The sequence below is a fragment of the Pseudobacter sp. genome (assembly GCF_051955275.1).
GTDB lineage: Bacteria > Bacteroidota > Bacteroidia > Chitinophagales > Chitinophagaceae > Pseudobacter.
Genome location: NZ_JBQCGW010000286.1, coordinates 14883 through 29999, shown reverse-complemented (window position 1 = coordinate 29999; position 15117 = coordinate 14883). Strand labels below are relative to the sequence as shown.

11 protein-coding genes are annotated in these 15117 nt (G+C 49.1%); 6 read left to right on the top strand and 5 right to left on the bottom strand.

Going from position 1 to position 15117, the window contains the following annotated elements; genetic code table 11:
* Positions 1–32 precede the first annotated feature (32 nt).
* The 3 genes from ACTHMC_RS25120 (at position 33) to ACTHMC_RS25110 (ending at position 4370) form a co-directional block, all read left to right on the top strand.
* On the top strand, positions 33–1034 hold the full coding sequence (locus tag ACTHMC_RS25120; protein WP_440417495.1) for a sensor histidine kinase: 1002 nt from the start codon (positions 33–35) through the stop codon (positions 1032–1034).
* Positions 1027–1875 (top strand): LytR/AlgR family response regulator transcription factor, encoded by an 849-nt coding sequence (locus ACTHMC_RS25115; RefSeq protein WP_440417493.1) that lies wholly within the window; start codon positions 1027–1029, stop codon positions 1873–1875. Before ACTHMC_RS25120 ends, ACTHMC_RS25115 begins: the two co-directional genes overlap by 8 nt.
* A gap of 116 nt (positions 1876–1991) precedes the next feature.
* A complete protein-coding gene (locus tag ACTHMC_RS25110; protein WP_440417492.1) occupies positions 1992–4370 on the top strand; it encodes a TonB-dependent receptor in 2379 nt (792 codons plus the stop codon).
* A 695-nt stretch (positions 4371–5065) separates the two neighbouring features.
* Here ACTHMC_RS25110 and ACTHMC_RS25105 read toward each other — a convergent pair.
* The 3 genes from ACTHMC_RS25105 to gyrA form a co-directional block, all read right to left on the bottom strand.
* Positions 5066–5203: a hypothetical protein gene (locus tag ACTHMC_RS25105; RefSeq protein WP_440417491.1), complete on the bottom strand. Its 138-nt coding sequence runs from the start codon at positions 5201–5203 to the stop codon at positions 5066–5068.
* A gap of 107 nt (positions 5204–5310) precedes the next feature.
* Positions 5311–6693: a tetratricopeptide repeat protein gene (locus ACTHMC_RS25100; RefSeq protein ID WP_440417489.1), complete on the bottom strand. Its 1383-nt coding sequence runs from the start codon at positions 6691–6693 to the stop codon at positions 5311–5313.
* Positions 6694–6739: 46 nt separating this feature from the next.
* Positions 6740–9370 carry a DNA gyrase subunit A gene (gene gyrA, locus ACTHMC_RS25095; RefSeq protein ID WP_440417487.1) on the bottom strand — a complete coding sequence of 877 codons (2631 nt, stop codon included), beginning with the start codon at positions 9368–9370 and terminating at the stop codon, positions 6740–6742.
* Positions 9371–9766: 396 nt separating this feature from the next.
* Here gyrA and ACTHMC_RS25090 point away from each other — a divergent pair, with 396 nt between their 5' ends.
* From ACTHMC_RS25090 to ACTHMC_RS25080, 3 genes are all read left to right on the top strand, one after another.
* Positions 9767–11353: a hypothetical protein gene (locus ACTHMC_RS25090; RefSeq protein ID WP_440417485.1), complete on the top strand. Its 1587-nt coding sequence runs from the start codon at positions 9767–9769 to the stop codon at positions 11351–11353.
* Between the two features lie 167 nt (positions 11354–11520).
* Positions 11521–11832: a hypothetical protein gene (locus ACTHMC_RS25085; RefSeq protein ID WP_440417484.1), complete on the top strand. Its 312-nt coding sequence runs from the start codon at positions 11521–11523 to the stop codon at positions 11830–11832.
* Positions 11833–11942: 110 nt separating this feature from the next.
* On the top strand, positions 11943–13253 hold the full coding sequence (locus ACTHMC_RS25080; protein ID WP_440417482.1) for a saccharopine dehydrogenase C-terminal domain-containing protein: 1311 nt from the start codon (positions 11943–11945) through the stop codon (positions 13251–13253).
* 3 nt (positions 13254–13256) lie between these two features.
* On the opposite strand, the gene ACTHMC_RS25075 is transcribed toward ACTHMC_RS25080, so the two are convergent.
* Together ACTHMC_RS25075 and ACTHMC_RS25070 are read right to left on the bottom strand one after the other, a co-directional pair.
* A complete protein-coding gene (locus ACTHMC_RS25075; protein WP_440417480.1) occupies positions 13257–13946 on the bottom strand; it encodes an SIR2 family NAD-dependent protein deacylase in 690 nt (229 codons plus the stop codon).
* A 125-nt stretch (positions 13947–14071) separates the two neighbouring features.
* Positions 14072–15040: a DUF4349 domain-containing protein gene (locus ACTHMC_RS25070; protein ID WP_440417479.1), complete on the bottom strand. Its 969-nt coding sequence runs from the start codon at positions 15038–15040 to the stop codon at positions 14072–14074.
* Positions 15041–15117: the final 77 nt, after the last annotated feature.

Genomic DNA, 15117 nt, shown 5'->3' with positions numbered 1-15117 from the left:
GGTAACTGAAAGGGAAATATTACTTTTAATATATGTTGTCGAATAAGCGGATCAATATATTAATGCATATCATCCTCTGGGTACCCAGCATTCTCATTCCCCTGGTGCTGATGCCCTTGAAAGATGGATTGAAGCCCGATACCTATTCCCTGGGTAAAATCCCGTTCACCATCATGCAGATCGGGGTGTTTTATATCATGATATATGTATTGTACCCGAAGTTCTTTCTGAAACGGAAGATCAAAACTTATCTCCTGACTGTCATAGGGCTTTGTATGTTTATCGCCATTTCAAGTGCATACATCCATACCTGGATCGACGGTAAGACCGAATACGCCAGTTTCATTGCAGGCATCTTCATGAAATTTCTCATATCCATTGCCGTTATGGCTGCAGGTACTTCGTTCCTTCTTATAATATATGTGTTGCAGGAGCAGCGGCTTCAATCCGAAAACCTCAGAACGGAACTCGGTTTTCTCCGCTCCCAGGTAAGCCCTCATTTCATGTTCAATACCCTCAACAGCCTGGTGGCGCTGGCCCGCAAGAAATCGGATAAGCTGGAACCCGCACTGCTGGAGCTTTCCAACCTCCTGCATTATATGCTCTATGAATCGGATGAAGAGAAAGTGAGCATCAGCAAGGAAATAGATTATATCCAGAGTTATATCGATCTGCAGACCCTGCGTTTTGGTCAGCATGTACGCATCAGTTTTGAAGCCATCAAACCGCAGGATGATTTCACCATTGAGCCCATGTTACTGATACCGCTGATTGAAAATGCCTTCAAGCACGGTATCGGCATGATCGATGATCCGGAGATCATTGTGCAACTCAAAGTGATCAAGGATGAAGTGCTGCTGATGGTGCAGAACAAATTCAACCGTCAGTCGGAGACCAGGGACAAGACCTCGGGTATCGGCCTCACCAACCTTGACCGCCGCCTGAAACTGTTGTACCCCAACCGTCATGCGCTGCAACTCGCTTCCAATGGAACTTATTACAATGCCAGTTTAAAAATTCAAATGCATGCTTAGGTGCCTGGCAGTTGATGATGAGATGTTGTCGCTTGACCTGCTGGAGGATAATATCCGCCGGATCCCGTTCCTGCATCTGGCGGGAAGCTGTTCCAATGCGTTCGAAGCACTGAGCCTGATGCAGAAGGAGCGGATCGATCTCATATTCCTGGATATCCAGATGCCCGGACTGACCGGGGTGCAGTTCCTGGAAAGCCTGGCCTCATACAGGCCGATGGTGATCTTTGTAACGGCATACAAGAAATATGCATTGGATGGGTTTGAACTGGATGTGCTCGACTACCTGGTGAAGCCTGTTCCATTTGAGCGATTCATGAAAGCAGTGAACAAGGCAGCTGCGTATCATGCCCTGAAAACGGCATCGGTTTCCGCGTCAAATGTTCCGGCCATCGAAGAACCGGTGCAACGGTTACCAGTAAGCGTAAACAGATCCGCCATCACTTCAGGTGAAACTGAACCAGAAACTGATTTATTGCATGAAAATCATTCAGTTGCATCTGTGGATAGCAGTGAATATTTCTTCGTGAATGTTGAATACAACCTGGTAAAGATTGCGTATAGGGAGATCAGTTTTATAGAAGGATTGAAGGACTACGTGAAGATTCACCTGTACCAGCAACCGAAACCGGTGATCACCCGGATGAGCATGAAATCCATCACCGATAAACTCCCCGCCAGGCAATTCATGCGGGTGCATAAGTCGTACATTATCTCAATGGACAAGATCAGCTCCGTAAGAAAGAACCGGATCTATATCGAACATTTCGTGATACCCGTAAGCGACAGTTACCGTGATGAGTTTTTCAGAAGGATCACACCTGAACAAAGAGGCGGGGAGTAGGATGTCTACAGAAACTACCGGGTGGTCGCAGCGTTTCCGCCACTGATATACTTTCCTTTTTCAGTCTTTTCCCGCAAAGCATTTTTGGGGCACAAACCAAGAAATACATCTTTGCTATGAAAAGATTCCCCTTATTGTTATGGCTTATCTTCCTGAATTTCATCATCCCGGAGGTATCAGCCCAAACCAACACTCAAACAGTTTCCGGAACTGTATTCGACAAAGCCTCGGAGCGGCCCATACCGAATGTATCGGTGCAACTTACCGGAAGCAGTATCGGTACCCGGACAGATTCAACCGGAAGGTTCGTGCTGCATAATATTCCTTTAGGCAGACAGCAACTTTCATTTACCAGTATCGGTTACAAGTCCATCACCATTCCGGAGATCCTGATCACGGCGGGAAAGCAGGTGGTGCTGGAGATCCCCATCGAACAGCAGATCAGTTCCCTGGCCGAAGTAACGGTCACCAGCAGGCGTACCCGTAAAGGAATGGCCGCCAATGAATTTGCCGGCAGCAGTGCCCGGTCGTTTTCCATGGATGAAGTGACCCGTTATGCCGGGGGACGGAATGATCCATCCAGGCTGGTGAGCAATTTTGCCGGGGTAGCCACCACCAATGATTCCCGGAACGATATCGTGGTCCGGGGCAACGCGCCGACTGCCGTTCTCTGGCGGATGGAAGGCGTTCCCATCCCGAACCCCAATCACTTTTCAACGCTCGGTACCACCGGCGGGCCGGTCAGCGCCCTCAATACCAATGCCCTGAAGAACTCTGACTTTTACACAGGCGCATTCTCCGCCGAGTATGGCAATGCTACGGGAGCCGTTTTTGATCTCTCGCTGCGTAATGGCAACAAGGAAAAAGTGGAGAAGACTGTTCAGCTCAACCTTTTTTCGGGCCTAGAAGCCATGATCGAAGGGCCGATGAGTAAGAAGAAAAACGGAAGTTCCTTCCTGGTGGGCTACCGGTACTCCTTTGCGCAGATCGGTCAGTCGATCGGTTTCGATATCGGTACAGAAGCTGTTCCCAGGTACCAGGACATTGTATTCAACCTCAATTTTGCTCCCTCCAGGCTGGGCAAGTTCAACCTCTTTGGCATGGGTGGGATCAGCAGTATCGATATGATCGGGAAGGACCTTGACTCCACAGATATGTTCGCCAACCAGGATGAAGACAATTATTTCAAGAGCCGGATCGGGGTGATCGGGCTGAAACATACCATCGACATCGGGGCTGCATCCTATATCCGTTCTGTGCTCTCTTACGCTTACACTAATAATGAAGGTGAGATGTATAAGTATAATGAGTCACTGACAGAAAGGAAACATATTGGTCAGCAGGAAACAACCACCGGCGACCTCCGTTTATCCAGCTTTCTGAATACCAGGATCAGCACCCGCTTCACGATGAGAGGCGGAATACTGGCAGAGATCCAGCGCCTCAACACAAAGCGCGATAGCCGGGAGGAGTTTCCGGACTGGCGCCGGCTCCGGGATTATGATGGTAGTGCGCTATTGCTCCAACCCTTTGTTCAGGGCAGGTATCGTTTCAGCGAAAAGTTGAGCCTGAACGCTGGGATGCATGGTGTTTATTACGGCCTGAACGAAACAGGCAGTATTGAGCCAAGGGCTTCGCTCAGTTATGCCATCGATCCCTCCAAAACCATCACTTTCAGTTACGGTCTGCACAGTCAGCAGCAGCCATTACCCGTGTACCTGTTCCAGCAACTGAAAGAGGATGGCAGTTATGATCAGTCGAACCGCTACCTGGACCTGACCAAAGCACAGCATTATGTGCTGGGGTACGACTGGAATTTTGCCCCTGACTGGCGATTGAAAGCCGAAGCATATTATCAGTATATCTATGACGCGCCCGTGGAATCAACACCCAGTGGGTTCTCCATACTGAATGCGGGCGCCGACTTTACCTTCCCGGACAAGGCCGGTTTGGTCAGCAAAGGGACCGGAACCAACACCGGTGTTGAGCTTACCCTGGAGAAGTTCTTCAGCAAAGGATTTTACCTGTTGACAACGGCGTCCATCTTTAGTGCTAAATACAAAGGCAGTGATGGAATCGAAAGAAATTCAACGTTTAACAACAAACTTGTCGGCAATATACTGGCGGGTAAAGAATGGAAAATGGGCAAAGGCGGAAAGAATGCATTCACTATCGATTTCAAATTAGCCACTGCAGGAGGCCGGTATTATACACCGGTTGACCTGCCTGCGAGTATTGCCGCCGGGATAGAGAAACTCGACGAGCGCAATTTCAATACGCTGCGCTTTGATGATTACTTCCGGGCTGACCTCCGGTTTGGTGTAAGGCTCAATAACTCCAAAAAGAAGATCTCCCAAACCTTTTATCTGGACCTGCAGAACGTAACGGCGAGGGAAAACATCTTTATCCAAAGGTTCAACCGTGCGCAGGGAAAGATAGGGACTGTGAATCAGATCGGTTTCTTCCCGGATATCCTCTACAGAATTCAATTTTAATTAAGATAAATTCGATATCTTATTCAAAAACAAATCATTAACAACTAGGATTAATGCTGGTAAACTGGTATGGTTTTGCTTTCAGGTAATCATATAACGTTTATGCACATATGAAAACGGCGGAAGGGTAAGGCTGCATTTGCCTGAAAATTTCAATCCGGTGTTTCTTTTAGCCGCTGATCAACTGTAAGGTTGTTGACGGCTTTTTCATTGATTGGTAGGCTGTAATTGGGCGAATTGTGGTTCAATTTATGAGATTTTGCCGGGGGCTGGCCAGCTGAAACCAAGGCAACGGAGCCGGGTTTACGAGAATTGGCCCACGCAAAGCAGGCTGAAATCTGGCCCAAACCGGTAGAATATCAATGCGTATCCCAGGCAATTTGTACGGTTTCTGAGAAGAAATGAAATCTGAATAGGGCGGCTGTAAGCGTCAGATTGCTGATAAAAGCTACAGAAAATCTGCCAGCAAATACGCCAGCGGTAGGAGCTTCTCAGGAAAATATTAAGAATCAAATAATTACACAAATGCCAATTAAGAGGTTGCGTAGGAGGCTGGTTTTCATAAGCTTGCTATTTAACATAATGTAAATTATGGTGAAAAGTTTGATTATCCGGCTAACAAAAAAAAAGGCTGTACGTTGCCGTACAGCCTTCAAAAATTTTACTTCAGAGCTGCCCACTATTCAATTCCTTCCTTACGCTTCTTCATTCTTCTTATAAACTTTTAATTCGCCAGACTTCGATCCATTCCGGTATCCCATCCAATAACAGAAACAGGGAACCGTCACCAGTACAAAAAGAATCAGCAGCAGATCGTTTGAATTAACTGACATGGGTATGCATAGGTTTGGGTAAAACAAAAACGGGGTTACAACTCTAATATAGAAAAAACCCCTGATACTTCAGGGGTTTCCTCATTAAAATTATCCACTATATAGTTCTAGTGTTTCCTGTCTACGTTGTTGAACTTTTCAGTGAAATCGTTGGTCTTGTCCTGCAGCTTTTTGATGGCTTCATCAAGCGTTTTCACTTCTGCGGCGTTCTTCTTGGCTTCAGCTGCATTCTTTTTGGTTTCCAGCTGGGCTACTTTCTCCTCGTTGATGGTGATCAGCAGGTCAAGGCTGTTCTTCAGGATGTCTTTCTCATCCATTTTCAGTTTGCCCTGAGCTTCCAGTGTGTTGGCAACATTCTCAAAGTAAGGAGCTGCTTCGTCGAATTTGGCAACTACGGCGCTACGCAGTTCTTCCTTCTTTTTCAGTTGCTCAGGAGTCAGCTTTACGCCACCCTGGGGACGGATCGCCTTGTTCTCGTTGTTGATATCAACACCTTCGTTGTAGATGATCTGTCCGAGAACCATATTGCCATTGGGATATTTGGGCTCGATGGCCAGGCATTTCTTGATCAGATCTGTAGCTTTCGCAATCAGTTCTTTTGAATTGGCAGGGCGCTTGGTAGCATCCTGGTTGTAACCTTCCTGATAAACTTCCACTGCATAGTTGAAGAGGAACAGGTGGTTGTTGGGATTTTCCTGAAGCACCTGGTCGTACTTCTTGAAAAGCTCATCCTTGGTGCCTTTCTCGCGCATCAGTTCCAGCTCAAAGCCGGTCCAGAATGCGTCTCCGGGATAAACTTCCCTTCCGTACTGGGCATATTTCTTAGCCTTTTCCACATCGTTTTTCTGACGGTAGTAGTCGGCCAGCCATTTGTAGAGTTCAGCGAAACCTTCACCTTTTGCTTTCTGATCAGCGATCTTACCGTAGAAAACAGCTGCTTCATCAGGCTTGCTGGCTTTCTCAGCAGAGATACCGGCATACAGCGTGGTAGTGGTATCCAGTTGCAGGGAGGTCAGCTTTTTTGATGCCATGAATTCAAAGATGCCCAGGCATTTCTTGAAATTATTGAGGGCTTCATTGAAATTTCCGGCATTATAGAAAGTAGCACCGGCTGAAGAATAACCAGAGTACATGTCCAGCAGCGGCTGGCTGTTGTCCATGGTCAGGAGCACATTCCTTTTGGTTGAATCCTTTTCACGGGCTTCTTCCAGGCTCATATATTTCTTCAGGGATTCGAACGCTGTTTCGCGTGCATCCGGTACGGAGCCTCGCAGCGTGGAATCATTGGCAACTGCTACATAAATCTTGGATTTGGTGTACCATGCCTCGGGATTAGACTGGTTCTTTTCAATATTCAGCACATTATCGATCTCAGTTTTCGCTTCTGTGAGCTTTTTCTTCGTCAGATAATCCTTCGCTTTGTCCAGCTTCTGCGCATACAAACCCAATCCTGGAGCGGCGAGCAACGCTAACAGCAATACTTTTTTCATTGTTTGCTTATTTATTTAATAGTATAAGAGGTTTTCGGTTTTCTCTTTATTGTTCTGTTCCTTCTTCAGATGCTTCTGTTCCGTCTCCGGTTGCAGGGCCTTCTTCATTACCAGCTTCAGGGGAAGCCACTTCTGAAGTGGATGTAGCACCTTCGGCGCCATCTGCCTGTCCTTCAACTACCGGATTTTCATCCTCTTCGGATTCATCCAGTTTGGTGATAGCGGCAATTTCATCGCCTTCTTCAACGCGGATCAGTTTAACACCCTGTGTGGCGCGGCCCAGCTCACTGATACCGGAAACCGGCATACGGATGATGATACCACTTTTACAGGTGATCATCAGGTCTTCTTTCTCCGTTACATCCAGGATGCCTACGAGAGAGCCGGTTTTTTCGGTAACGCTGATGGTTTTCACCCCTTTGCCACCGCGGTTGGTGATGCGGTATTCTTCGATCTGCGTTCTCTTTCCGTAGCCTTTTTCGCTCACAACCAGAACTGTACGACTGGTATCTCCACTATTGACACATATCATGCCAATCACTTCATCATTGGTGTCGTCCACTTCAATGCCGCCTACACCAATGGCGCCACGGCCGGTAGTTCTTACTTTATCTTCCGGGAAACGGATAGCCCTGCCGCTCTTCACTGCCATCATGATCTCACTCTTACCGTCGGTCAGCCTGGCTTCCAGCAGTTCATCCCCTTCATTGATGGTGATGGCGTTCACACCGGTTTGACGCGGACGGCTGAAGTCTTCCAGCGCAGTTTTCTTGATGATACCTTTCTTGGTACAGAGAATGATATTATGACCTTCCACATATTCCTTGTCGGTAAAATCTTTCACATCGATGATGGCGCGGACCTTATCGTCAGGAGAGATCTGGATCATATTCTGGATAGCGCGGCCCTTACCCGATTTCTCCCCTTCAGGGATCTGGTAAACATTCAGCCAGTATACCCTTCCTTTTTCTGTGAAGAAAAGCATGGTATGGTGGGTGCTGGCCACAAAGAGGTGCTCGATATAATCTTCCTCCCTGGTTTTGCCGCCCTGTACACCACGGCCGCCGCGGCGTTGTGCGCGGAATTCGGATGCGGGTGTACGTTTGATATAACCGAGATGTGAGATGGTGATCACCACATCTTCTTCTTTGATCAGGTCTTTGATGCTCACTTCATCGTCCAGGAAAGTGATCTCGGATTTACGCTCGTCACCGAATTTATCCCTCACCTCGATGAGCTCATTCTTGATTACATCATATCTCATGCCTTCATTGCCAAGCAATTCTGTGAGATAATTGATCAACTTCATCAGTTCATCGTACTCTTCCTTGATCTTGTCGCGCTCCATGCCTGTCAAACGCTGGAGGCGTAATTCCAGGATCGCTTTGGCCTGGATTTCGTCCAGTCCCCATCCTGCATTCACGAGGCCTTCCTTAGCAATTTCCGGTGTGGCGGAAGCACGGATCAGGGCAATCACTTCGTCCAGGTGATCCAGGGCAATGAGATAACCCTGCAGGATATGCGCCTTCTTCTGCGCTTCTTTCAATTCAAATTGGGTACGGCGTATCACCACTTCGTGGCGGAACTCCACAAACTCGGTGATGATCTCCACTACGCTCAGGGTACGCGGGCGGCCTTTCACCAATGCCACGTTATTGATACCGTAGGAGGTCTGCAGTTCGGTGAATTTGTACAACTGGTTGATCACCACATTGGAGATAGCGTCTCTTTTCAGGTCCACTACAATCCGGGTGCCTTCCTTGTTGTTCGATTCGTTGTTGATATGGGCGATACCTTCCAGTACTTTCTCATTCACCAACTGGCCGATGCGGTCGCAAAGGCTATCTCGGTTCACCTGGTAAGGCACTTCGGTAATGATGATCTGTTCACGTCCGCTGCTCTTGGTATCCACGTGTACACGGCCACGGAGCACTACCCTGCCTCTTCCGGTGTACATACCGGCTTTCACGCCTTCCATACCGTAGATGATACCGCCGGTTGGGAAGTCGGGTGCCTTTACATGCTCCATCATTTCTTCCACGGTGATATCACGTTTATCAATATACGCGATACAGCCATTCACTACCTCGGTGAGGTTATGGGGCATGATATTGGTGGCCATACCTACCGCGATACCGCTGGATCCGTTGAGGAGCAGGTTGGGTAAGCGGGTAGGCAATACAGTTGGCTCTTCGAGAGAGTCATCGAAGTTGAGCTGGAAATCCACTGTTTCTTTATCGATATCCATCAGCATACTTTCAGCGGAGCGTTGCAGACGCACCTCCGTGTAACGCATGGCGGCTGGTTCATCACCATCCTGGCTACCGAAGTTACCCTGCCCGTCTACCAGCGTATAGCGCATGCTCCACTCCTGGGCCATTCTCACCATGGCATCGTATACAGACTTATCACCGTGCGGGTGATACTTACCCAGCACTTCACCAACCACACGGGCTGATTTCTTGTGAGGCTTGTTGTAATGCAAACCCAGTTCATTCATCGCATACAGAATGCGGCGGTGTACCGGTTTGAAACCGTCCCGCACATCAGGTAAGGCGCGGCCTACGATCACACTCATGGAGTAATCGATATAAGCCGTTTTCATCTGTTCTTCAATGTTGACAGGAACGATCCGGTTCTGGTCATTCGTTTCTTGTGGTATAAGATTCTCTTCCATACTTGCTTTCCTGTATTTTTTGATCCGTTTTTTTGGCCGCCCGAAAGGCGGAACGTGAAGGCGCAAATTTATCCAATTCAAGCCGTAATACCGCGTAATCCCCCGGGTTTTTACGCTTCTATTTTATCCACTGATGTGGGCAAGTTATGCAGATTTTCAAGGGGTTCCGGATGCCCTCTCCCACCCCCGTTTTTTAACTTGCTTTTCATAATTTTCGTGGCCTGGTTTTTGGATTTGGCTCAGGCATAGGTTAACTTGCAAGTACCTTATTGAAACTCCAATATCTTCCAATATCCCACAGTCCCAGCCCTTACGTGGAATCAACCAGTCAACCAGCGTTTGCACCATGATCCCCATTTGGTAAACCCATATTTTTTGCACGCTTATCGGTGATCTATGAACAAGTATTTATTGCTGCGCGATAACAAACAGACCGGTCCCTACACAGCAGCGGAACTGGTAAAGAAGGGAATCAAGCCCTATGACCTTGTATGGCTTGAAGGCAGGAGCGCAGCCTGGCGTTATCCCAGTGAGATGGATGAACTGAAGGCGCACGCCCCTGTGGTGGAAGAGCAGCCCTATGACCGCTTTTACAAGCGAAGCAGCTCCGCCCAGGAGCATGCCATCCATGCAGCACAGCAACAATCCGGCAAAGAAGAGCAGGCTGCCGCAGAAGATCATATTACAGAAACTCCTTTCATAGCTATCCAACCTGTTCAGCAACCCGCGGTTGCCGCACAGGCCAGCAGTGTTACTACTCCTGTGGAAAAAGGGCAGCCACCTGTGGTTCAATTGCCCCAAGCAGGAACAGGCAAGGTGTATGTTACACTGCCTGCCGGCTTCAAGCCCAGGGCAACGTCGCAGGTTGTTGAAATGACACCTGTTCAGGCTAAACCTGAACAAACATCCGTTACAGTGGCTGAAAGCGCAGAATCTGCCGCCGTTTCCGAAGAAGCCGTCAAAGCTCTGGAAGCCCGGGCCGAAGCACTGGCCCGCTCTGTTCAGAAGGCTGCAGAGGAAACAGCCGCCAAAAAGCAGGCAGCGCACAAATCACTGGAAGAGCAGTATGGCCCCAAACCGGTATCAGTAGTCTCTGATAAGCAGCCGGCTGCGTCCCAAAAAGCTGCCAAACCGGTATCCCAACCTGTACCGTTTTCAAAACCTGTAAATACAGATCAGGAGCTGCACAGCACTCCTGTGATCGCCATGAATGCTTCCGGCAGGAAACACCGCTTTCTCATGCGCAGCATCGTGGCAGTATGCCTCTTACTGGGCGGGATCGTAATCGGAATGGCGCTCACTTACAGCAAAAGCGCTTCTGCCAGCCAGCAGGCACTGGACCAACTGGTATTACGTCTGCAGGAAAGAGAAGCGCAGCGCGCTGCCGGCAATACGGAGCAGCCGCAGCCAGGGGATGAATCTGCACAGCCATCGTCCGGAAGTCTCGCTGATGAAGAAGCGCCGCCTCCAAACGATGATCAGAGTTTGACGGAACCGGTGCCCTCACGGCAACTGGCCCTCCGCGAAAAAGAACCGCCGCCAACCATTGTGCAGAAGGAACCCGCCATCAGTTACCAGGAAAAACAACCGGTGACCATGAAAGTAACGCCGGCCGTGATCACACAGAAGGAAGAACCTAAACCTGTACGGGAAGCAGACATCTCCGTGGCCAGGGAAAAGATCTTCCAGATGGTACAGGTAGCAGCCAGTCCTTTCCAGACGGGCGTACTGGGTGGCATCTCCAATCTTTACTTCACTATTTCCAACACGAGTTCATTTCCGCTCGACCAGATTGAACTGGAGATAAAATACCTGGGTCCGGAAAGGCGGGTAGTGAAAGTGCAGCGGTTGATCTTTAACGATATTGCTGCAAACGGACAGAAAACCCTGGAAGCTCCGCGAACCAGCCGGGGCGTATCGATAGATTATGTAGTCACTAAAATAAATTCAAGAGCGCTGGGGATTGCCCGCGCCGGATTCTAAGTTCGTTTATTCCTTCCCGTTATCCCCTCCGCGCTAACGCTGCGCACTACCCGAACACCCTGATCCGGAATTAAAAACACATTAAAATCACCCCGACAGAGCCCTGCCTACAGTACTTTTGCCTGTGAATGAATAGTTTATTCTTCTTTAATTAAAACACGTATGCCATGAAGAATACTCTTGCCACGCTGATAGCAATCATCATTGCGGTGGCCAGTTTACATGCTTTCCGCGCCATGCAACATGCATCGGTAACCGGAAGCGTTCAGCCAGGATACGGTGCAAAGAATATCTGGGCTATTCAGGGTAAAGACAGTACCAGGATTTATTCCGACAATGGTACTTTCACCTGTAGCCTGAAACCAGGCACCTGGACACTGAAGATCCATGCCCGTTCTCCGCTTAAGGACCGCGATGTGGAAGTGCTGGTGCAGGACCGCCAGACTACCGATATCGGTGTGATCACTCTTCAACAGTAAATCTGCTACCGGCGGCTGTCAACAGCGCAATTTCTGTCTATCCTTCCCTGCCGCCTTTCCCAACAATTGCCCGCTTCCCCCTATTCCCGATTTTGTTATCTTGCGCCACTATGAAGCATATCCTTGTTTTTGGCGCAGGTAAATCTGCTACATGCCTGATCGATTACCTGTTAAAGGAAACCGCCGCGCATCAGTGGACACTTACCGTAGTTGATGGCAACCTGGAACTGGCCTCTTCAAAACTGGCCGGTGCTCCGCACGCCAGGCCTGTTGCCATCGATGTAACGCAGGATGATGCCAGGCAGGAACTGGTACAATCGGCGGATATCGTCATCTCCCTGCTGCCGCCATCCCTGCATTTCCTGGTGGCGAAGGATTGTCTGCAGTTCGGTAAGAACCTGCTTACTGCTTCTTATGTAGATGAAAAGACCGGAGCCTTGAAAGATGAGATCGCCGCCAAAGGATTATTGTTCCTGTGTGAGATGGGCCTCGATCCCGGCATCGATCATATGAGCGCGATGCAGCTGATTGCCCGCATCCGTGCCAAAGGTGGAAATATCATTTCATTCAAATCCCATTGCGGTGGACTGGTTGCTCCAGAGAGTGATAATAATCCCTGGCATTATAAGATCAGCTGGAATCCACGCAATGTGGTAATGGCAGGCAAGGCTGGTGCCATTTTCAGGGAAAACGGACAATCCGTTCAGGTCCCCTATCAGCAACTCTTCAATGAAAACAATACCCTAACAGTGCCGGGCCTCGGGCAACTCGCCTGGTATGCCAACCGCGACTCGCTGAGTTATATCCCGGTGTATGGATTGGATACATCTTCCACATTCCTTCGCACTACGTTAAGATATCCGGCCTTCAATGCAGGCTGGAACAGGATCGTGGCACTCAATCTCACTGACGAAACCATTACTTACAACACCGATACCCTCTCACTCGCCGCCTTCTTCAAAGCACATTTTGAGCAGCATGGACATACGGCCGCTATCCAGCAACTCCATAACGGGGATGCTTTCCTGGAGCAATTGCAGTTCCTCGGTCTGGATGATCACACCACACTTATCAACAAAGGGCAATGCACTGCTGCCGATGTAATGCAGTTTGCGCTGGAACAGAAACTGGTGTTGCAGCCGCAGGACAAAGACATGATCGTGATGCTGCATGAATTCGATTACCTGATCAATGACAGTCAGCACCAGGTGAAGAGCTGTCTGATCGTAAAGGGCGACAACCAGCTGCGGACTTCAATGGCAAAAACAGTGGGTTTGCCGCTTGGCATTGCCGCCAAACTCATCCTGCTGGGCAAGATCAGCCTGAAAGGCCTGCATATTCCCATCCTGCCTGAGATCTATGATCCGGTGCTGGAGGAATTAGAGGAGAATGGCATTATTTTCCACGAAGAGGAGGCCTAAGCACTACATACCGCGGAGCAATTTTTTCAGTTCCTCCACCCCGGCGGTGGCAGGCATTTCTATTGCGGTCACCTGACCAAGGCCTTCCTGTACAGGGATCTTTTTATCGATGACATATTTTGGTACGCGTGGCTGTACAAAATCCACCAGCCCTGCTGCAGGATATACTACCAGTGAAGTTCCTACCACCACAAAGATATCCGCTTCTTTCACTAACGGTACGGCCTCAGCGATCTTGGGTACCGGCTCTTCAAACCATACGATATGCGGGCGAAGCTGCTCTCCATCCGGAGCCAGGTCGCCAAGCCTGATATCACCGGTAATATCATAAATGCGGGAGGTATCTGCCACGCTGCGCATTTTGAAGATCTCGCCGTGCAGGTGTAATACGTGCTGAGAGCCTGCCTGCTCATGCAGGTTATCAATATTCTGGGTGATGATCTGCACGTCAAAGTCCTGCTGCAGATCCGCTAATCCATAATGAGCTGCATTGGGTTTGGCTTTCAGCGCCGCTTTGCGGCGCATATTATAGAATTCAAGCACTAAGGCCGGATTCTTCCGGAATGCACCGGGCGTGGCCACATCACGAACATCATATCCTTCCCAGAGGCCATCACTATCCCTGAATGTTTGTATGCCGCTTTCCGCGCTGATACCTGCGCCACTCAATACAACGAGCTTCCTTTTAGCCATGGGGATGATTTTTTACAGACTACAATTTACAAAAATCCCGAGGCCTGATCAAGTAAATAATGTCGATAATTATATACCTAACGGTGACAGATATCCGAGACACTATAAAGTCTGCCCCATTTAAATTATACTTTGGGTACTTCCGCGCCAGCTGGCATTTTAATCCTTTGCCTTCTCACATACCTTTTCACGCCATAAAGCGTTGCCCCAACGATGATCCAAAGTGGCCAGAGCGTCAGCAGCACCACTACCAGGTCGCCCACCCACTTGAAACCCGCGCCCAGTGCATCGAATACCCTGTCACCGAAAGATGGTTCACGTTCTTTATCGCGTTGAAGATCCGGATTGAGGATCTGGAAACAGGTCAGCTCGATGGTACTGTAGGCTGCAGAATGGTTCAGGTAATTCACCCTGCCCGCAGCCGCTTCGATATCGGCCTGGATATTGTCGATCTCCTTTTGCACCAGGAATACTTCTTCCATATTTTTTGCCTGCTTCAGCAGTTCCAGGTAACGCAGGCGCGCCATTTTACCGGATTCCAGGCGTGAGCGGGTATCCACTACTTCACCTGTAACATCTTTGCTGGTGATGTTTTTGGCGAGGACCTTCTGTGCATTGCTGCCCAGGTCAACCACGGCGGCGTCGAACATATCCACCGGTACGCGGATGGTGATCCTGGATTGCTTCTTGTAATCTGTACTTTCCAGGTGCTCTTCGGCAATATAACCTCCATACTTAACTGCAATGGTATTCACCTGGTTGTTGAAAACCCCGAAATCCTTCACTTCCAGTTCCAGGGAGGCATTTTTGATGATCTTTTTGTTCCAGTCGACCCGGGGAGGCGCTGATGCAGGCGCAGCCTGCTTTTGAGGTTGCTGTGGTGATGGTTGCTGTTCCCCGCCGGGAGGCGCGTCCGCAACCGTTGCGTTGGCTGCTGCGGTAGTATCTGCAAGATGTTGAAGACTTACATCTTCCGCTTTTTCGTCTTTGGCCATTTGAGGAGCGATGCTCATAGCGCTGTTCTCTGCTGAATGGTTCTGGCATGAAGCAGCCAGTACCAGCGCGAGCGCCGGCACAATAAGAAAGGTTTTCATACTGCAATTTTTAGATGGTATAACTGAGATGCCTGTGTAAGTGATTTTACACAAATTGATACCGGCCACCTGCAGCA

Bases quoted from the DNA above. Each gene is read 5' to 3' on its own strand.
- ACTHMC_RS25120 (WP_440417495.1), top strand. From the start codon at position 33: ATGTTGTCGAATAAGCGGATCAATATATTAATGCATATCATCCTCTGG.
- ACTHMC_RS25115 (WP_440417493.1), top strand. From the start codon at position 1,027: ATGCTTAGGTGCCTGGCAGTTGATGATGAGATGTTGTCGCTTGACCTG.
- ACTHMC_RS25110 (WP_440417492.1), top strand. From the start codon at position 1,992: ATGAAAAGATTCCCCTTATTGTTATGGCTTATCTTCCTGAATTTCATC.
- ACTHMC_RS25105 (WP_440417491.1), bottom strand. From the start codon at position 5,203: ATGTCAGTTAATTCAAACGATCTGCTGCTGATTCTTTTTGTACTGGTG.
- ACTHMC_RS25100 (WP_440417489.1), bottom strand. From the start codon at position 6,693: ATGAAAAAAGTATTGCTGTTAGCGTTGCTCGCCGCTCCAGGATTGGGT.
- gyrA (WP_440417487.1), bottom strand. From the start codon at position 9,370: ATGGAAGAGAATCTTATACCACAAGAAACGAATGACCAGAACCGGATC.
- ACTHMC_RS25090 (WP_440417485.1), top strand. From the start codon at position 9,767: ATGAACAAGTATTTATTGCTGCGCGATAACAAACAGACCGGTCCCTAC.
- ACTHMC_RS25085 (WP_440417484.1), top strand. From the start codon at position 11,521: ATGAAGAATACTCTTGCCACGCTGATAGCAATCATCATTGCGGTGGCC.
- ACTHMC_RS25080 (WP_440417482.1), top strand. From the start codon at position 11,943: ATGAAGCATATCCTTGTTTTTGGCGCAGGTAAATCTGCTACATGCCTG.
- ACTHMC_RS25075 (WP_440417480.1), bottom strand. From the start codon at position 13,946: ATGGCTAAAAGGAAGCTCGTTGTATTGAGTGGCGCAGGTATCAGCGCG.
- ACTHMC_RS25070 (WP_440417479.1), bottom strand. From the start codon at position 15,040: ATGAAAACCTTTCTTATTGTGCCGGCGCTCGCGCTGGTACTGGCTGCT.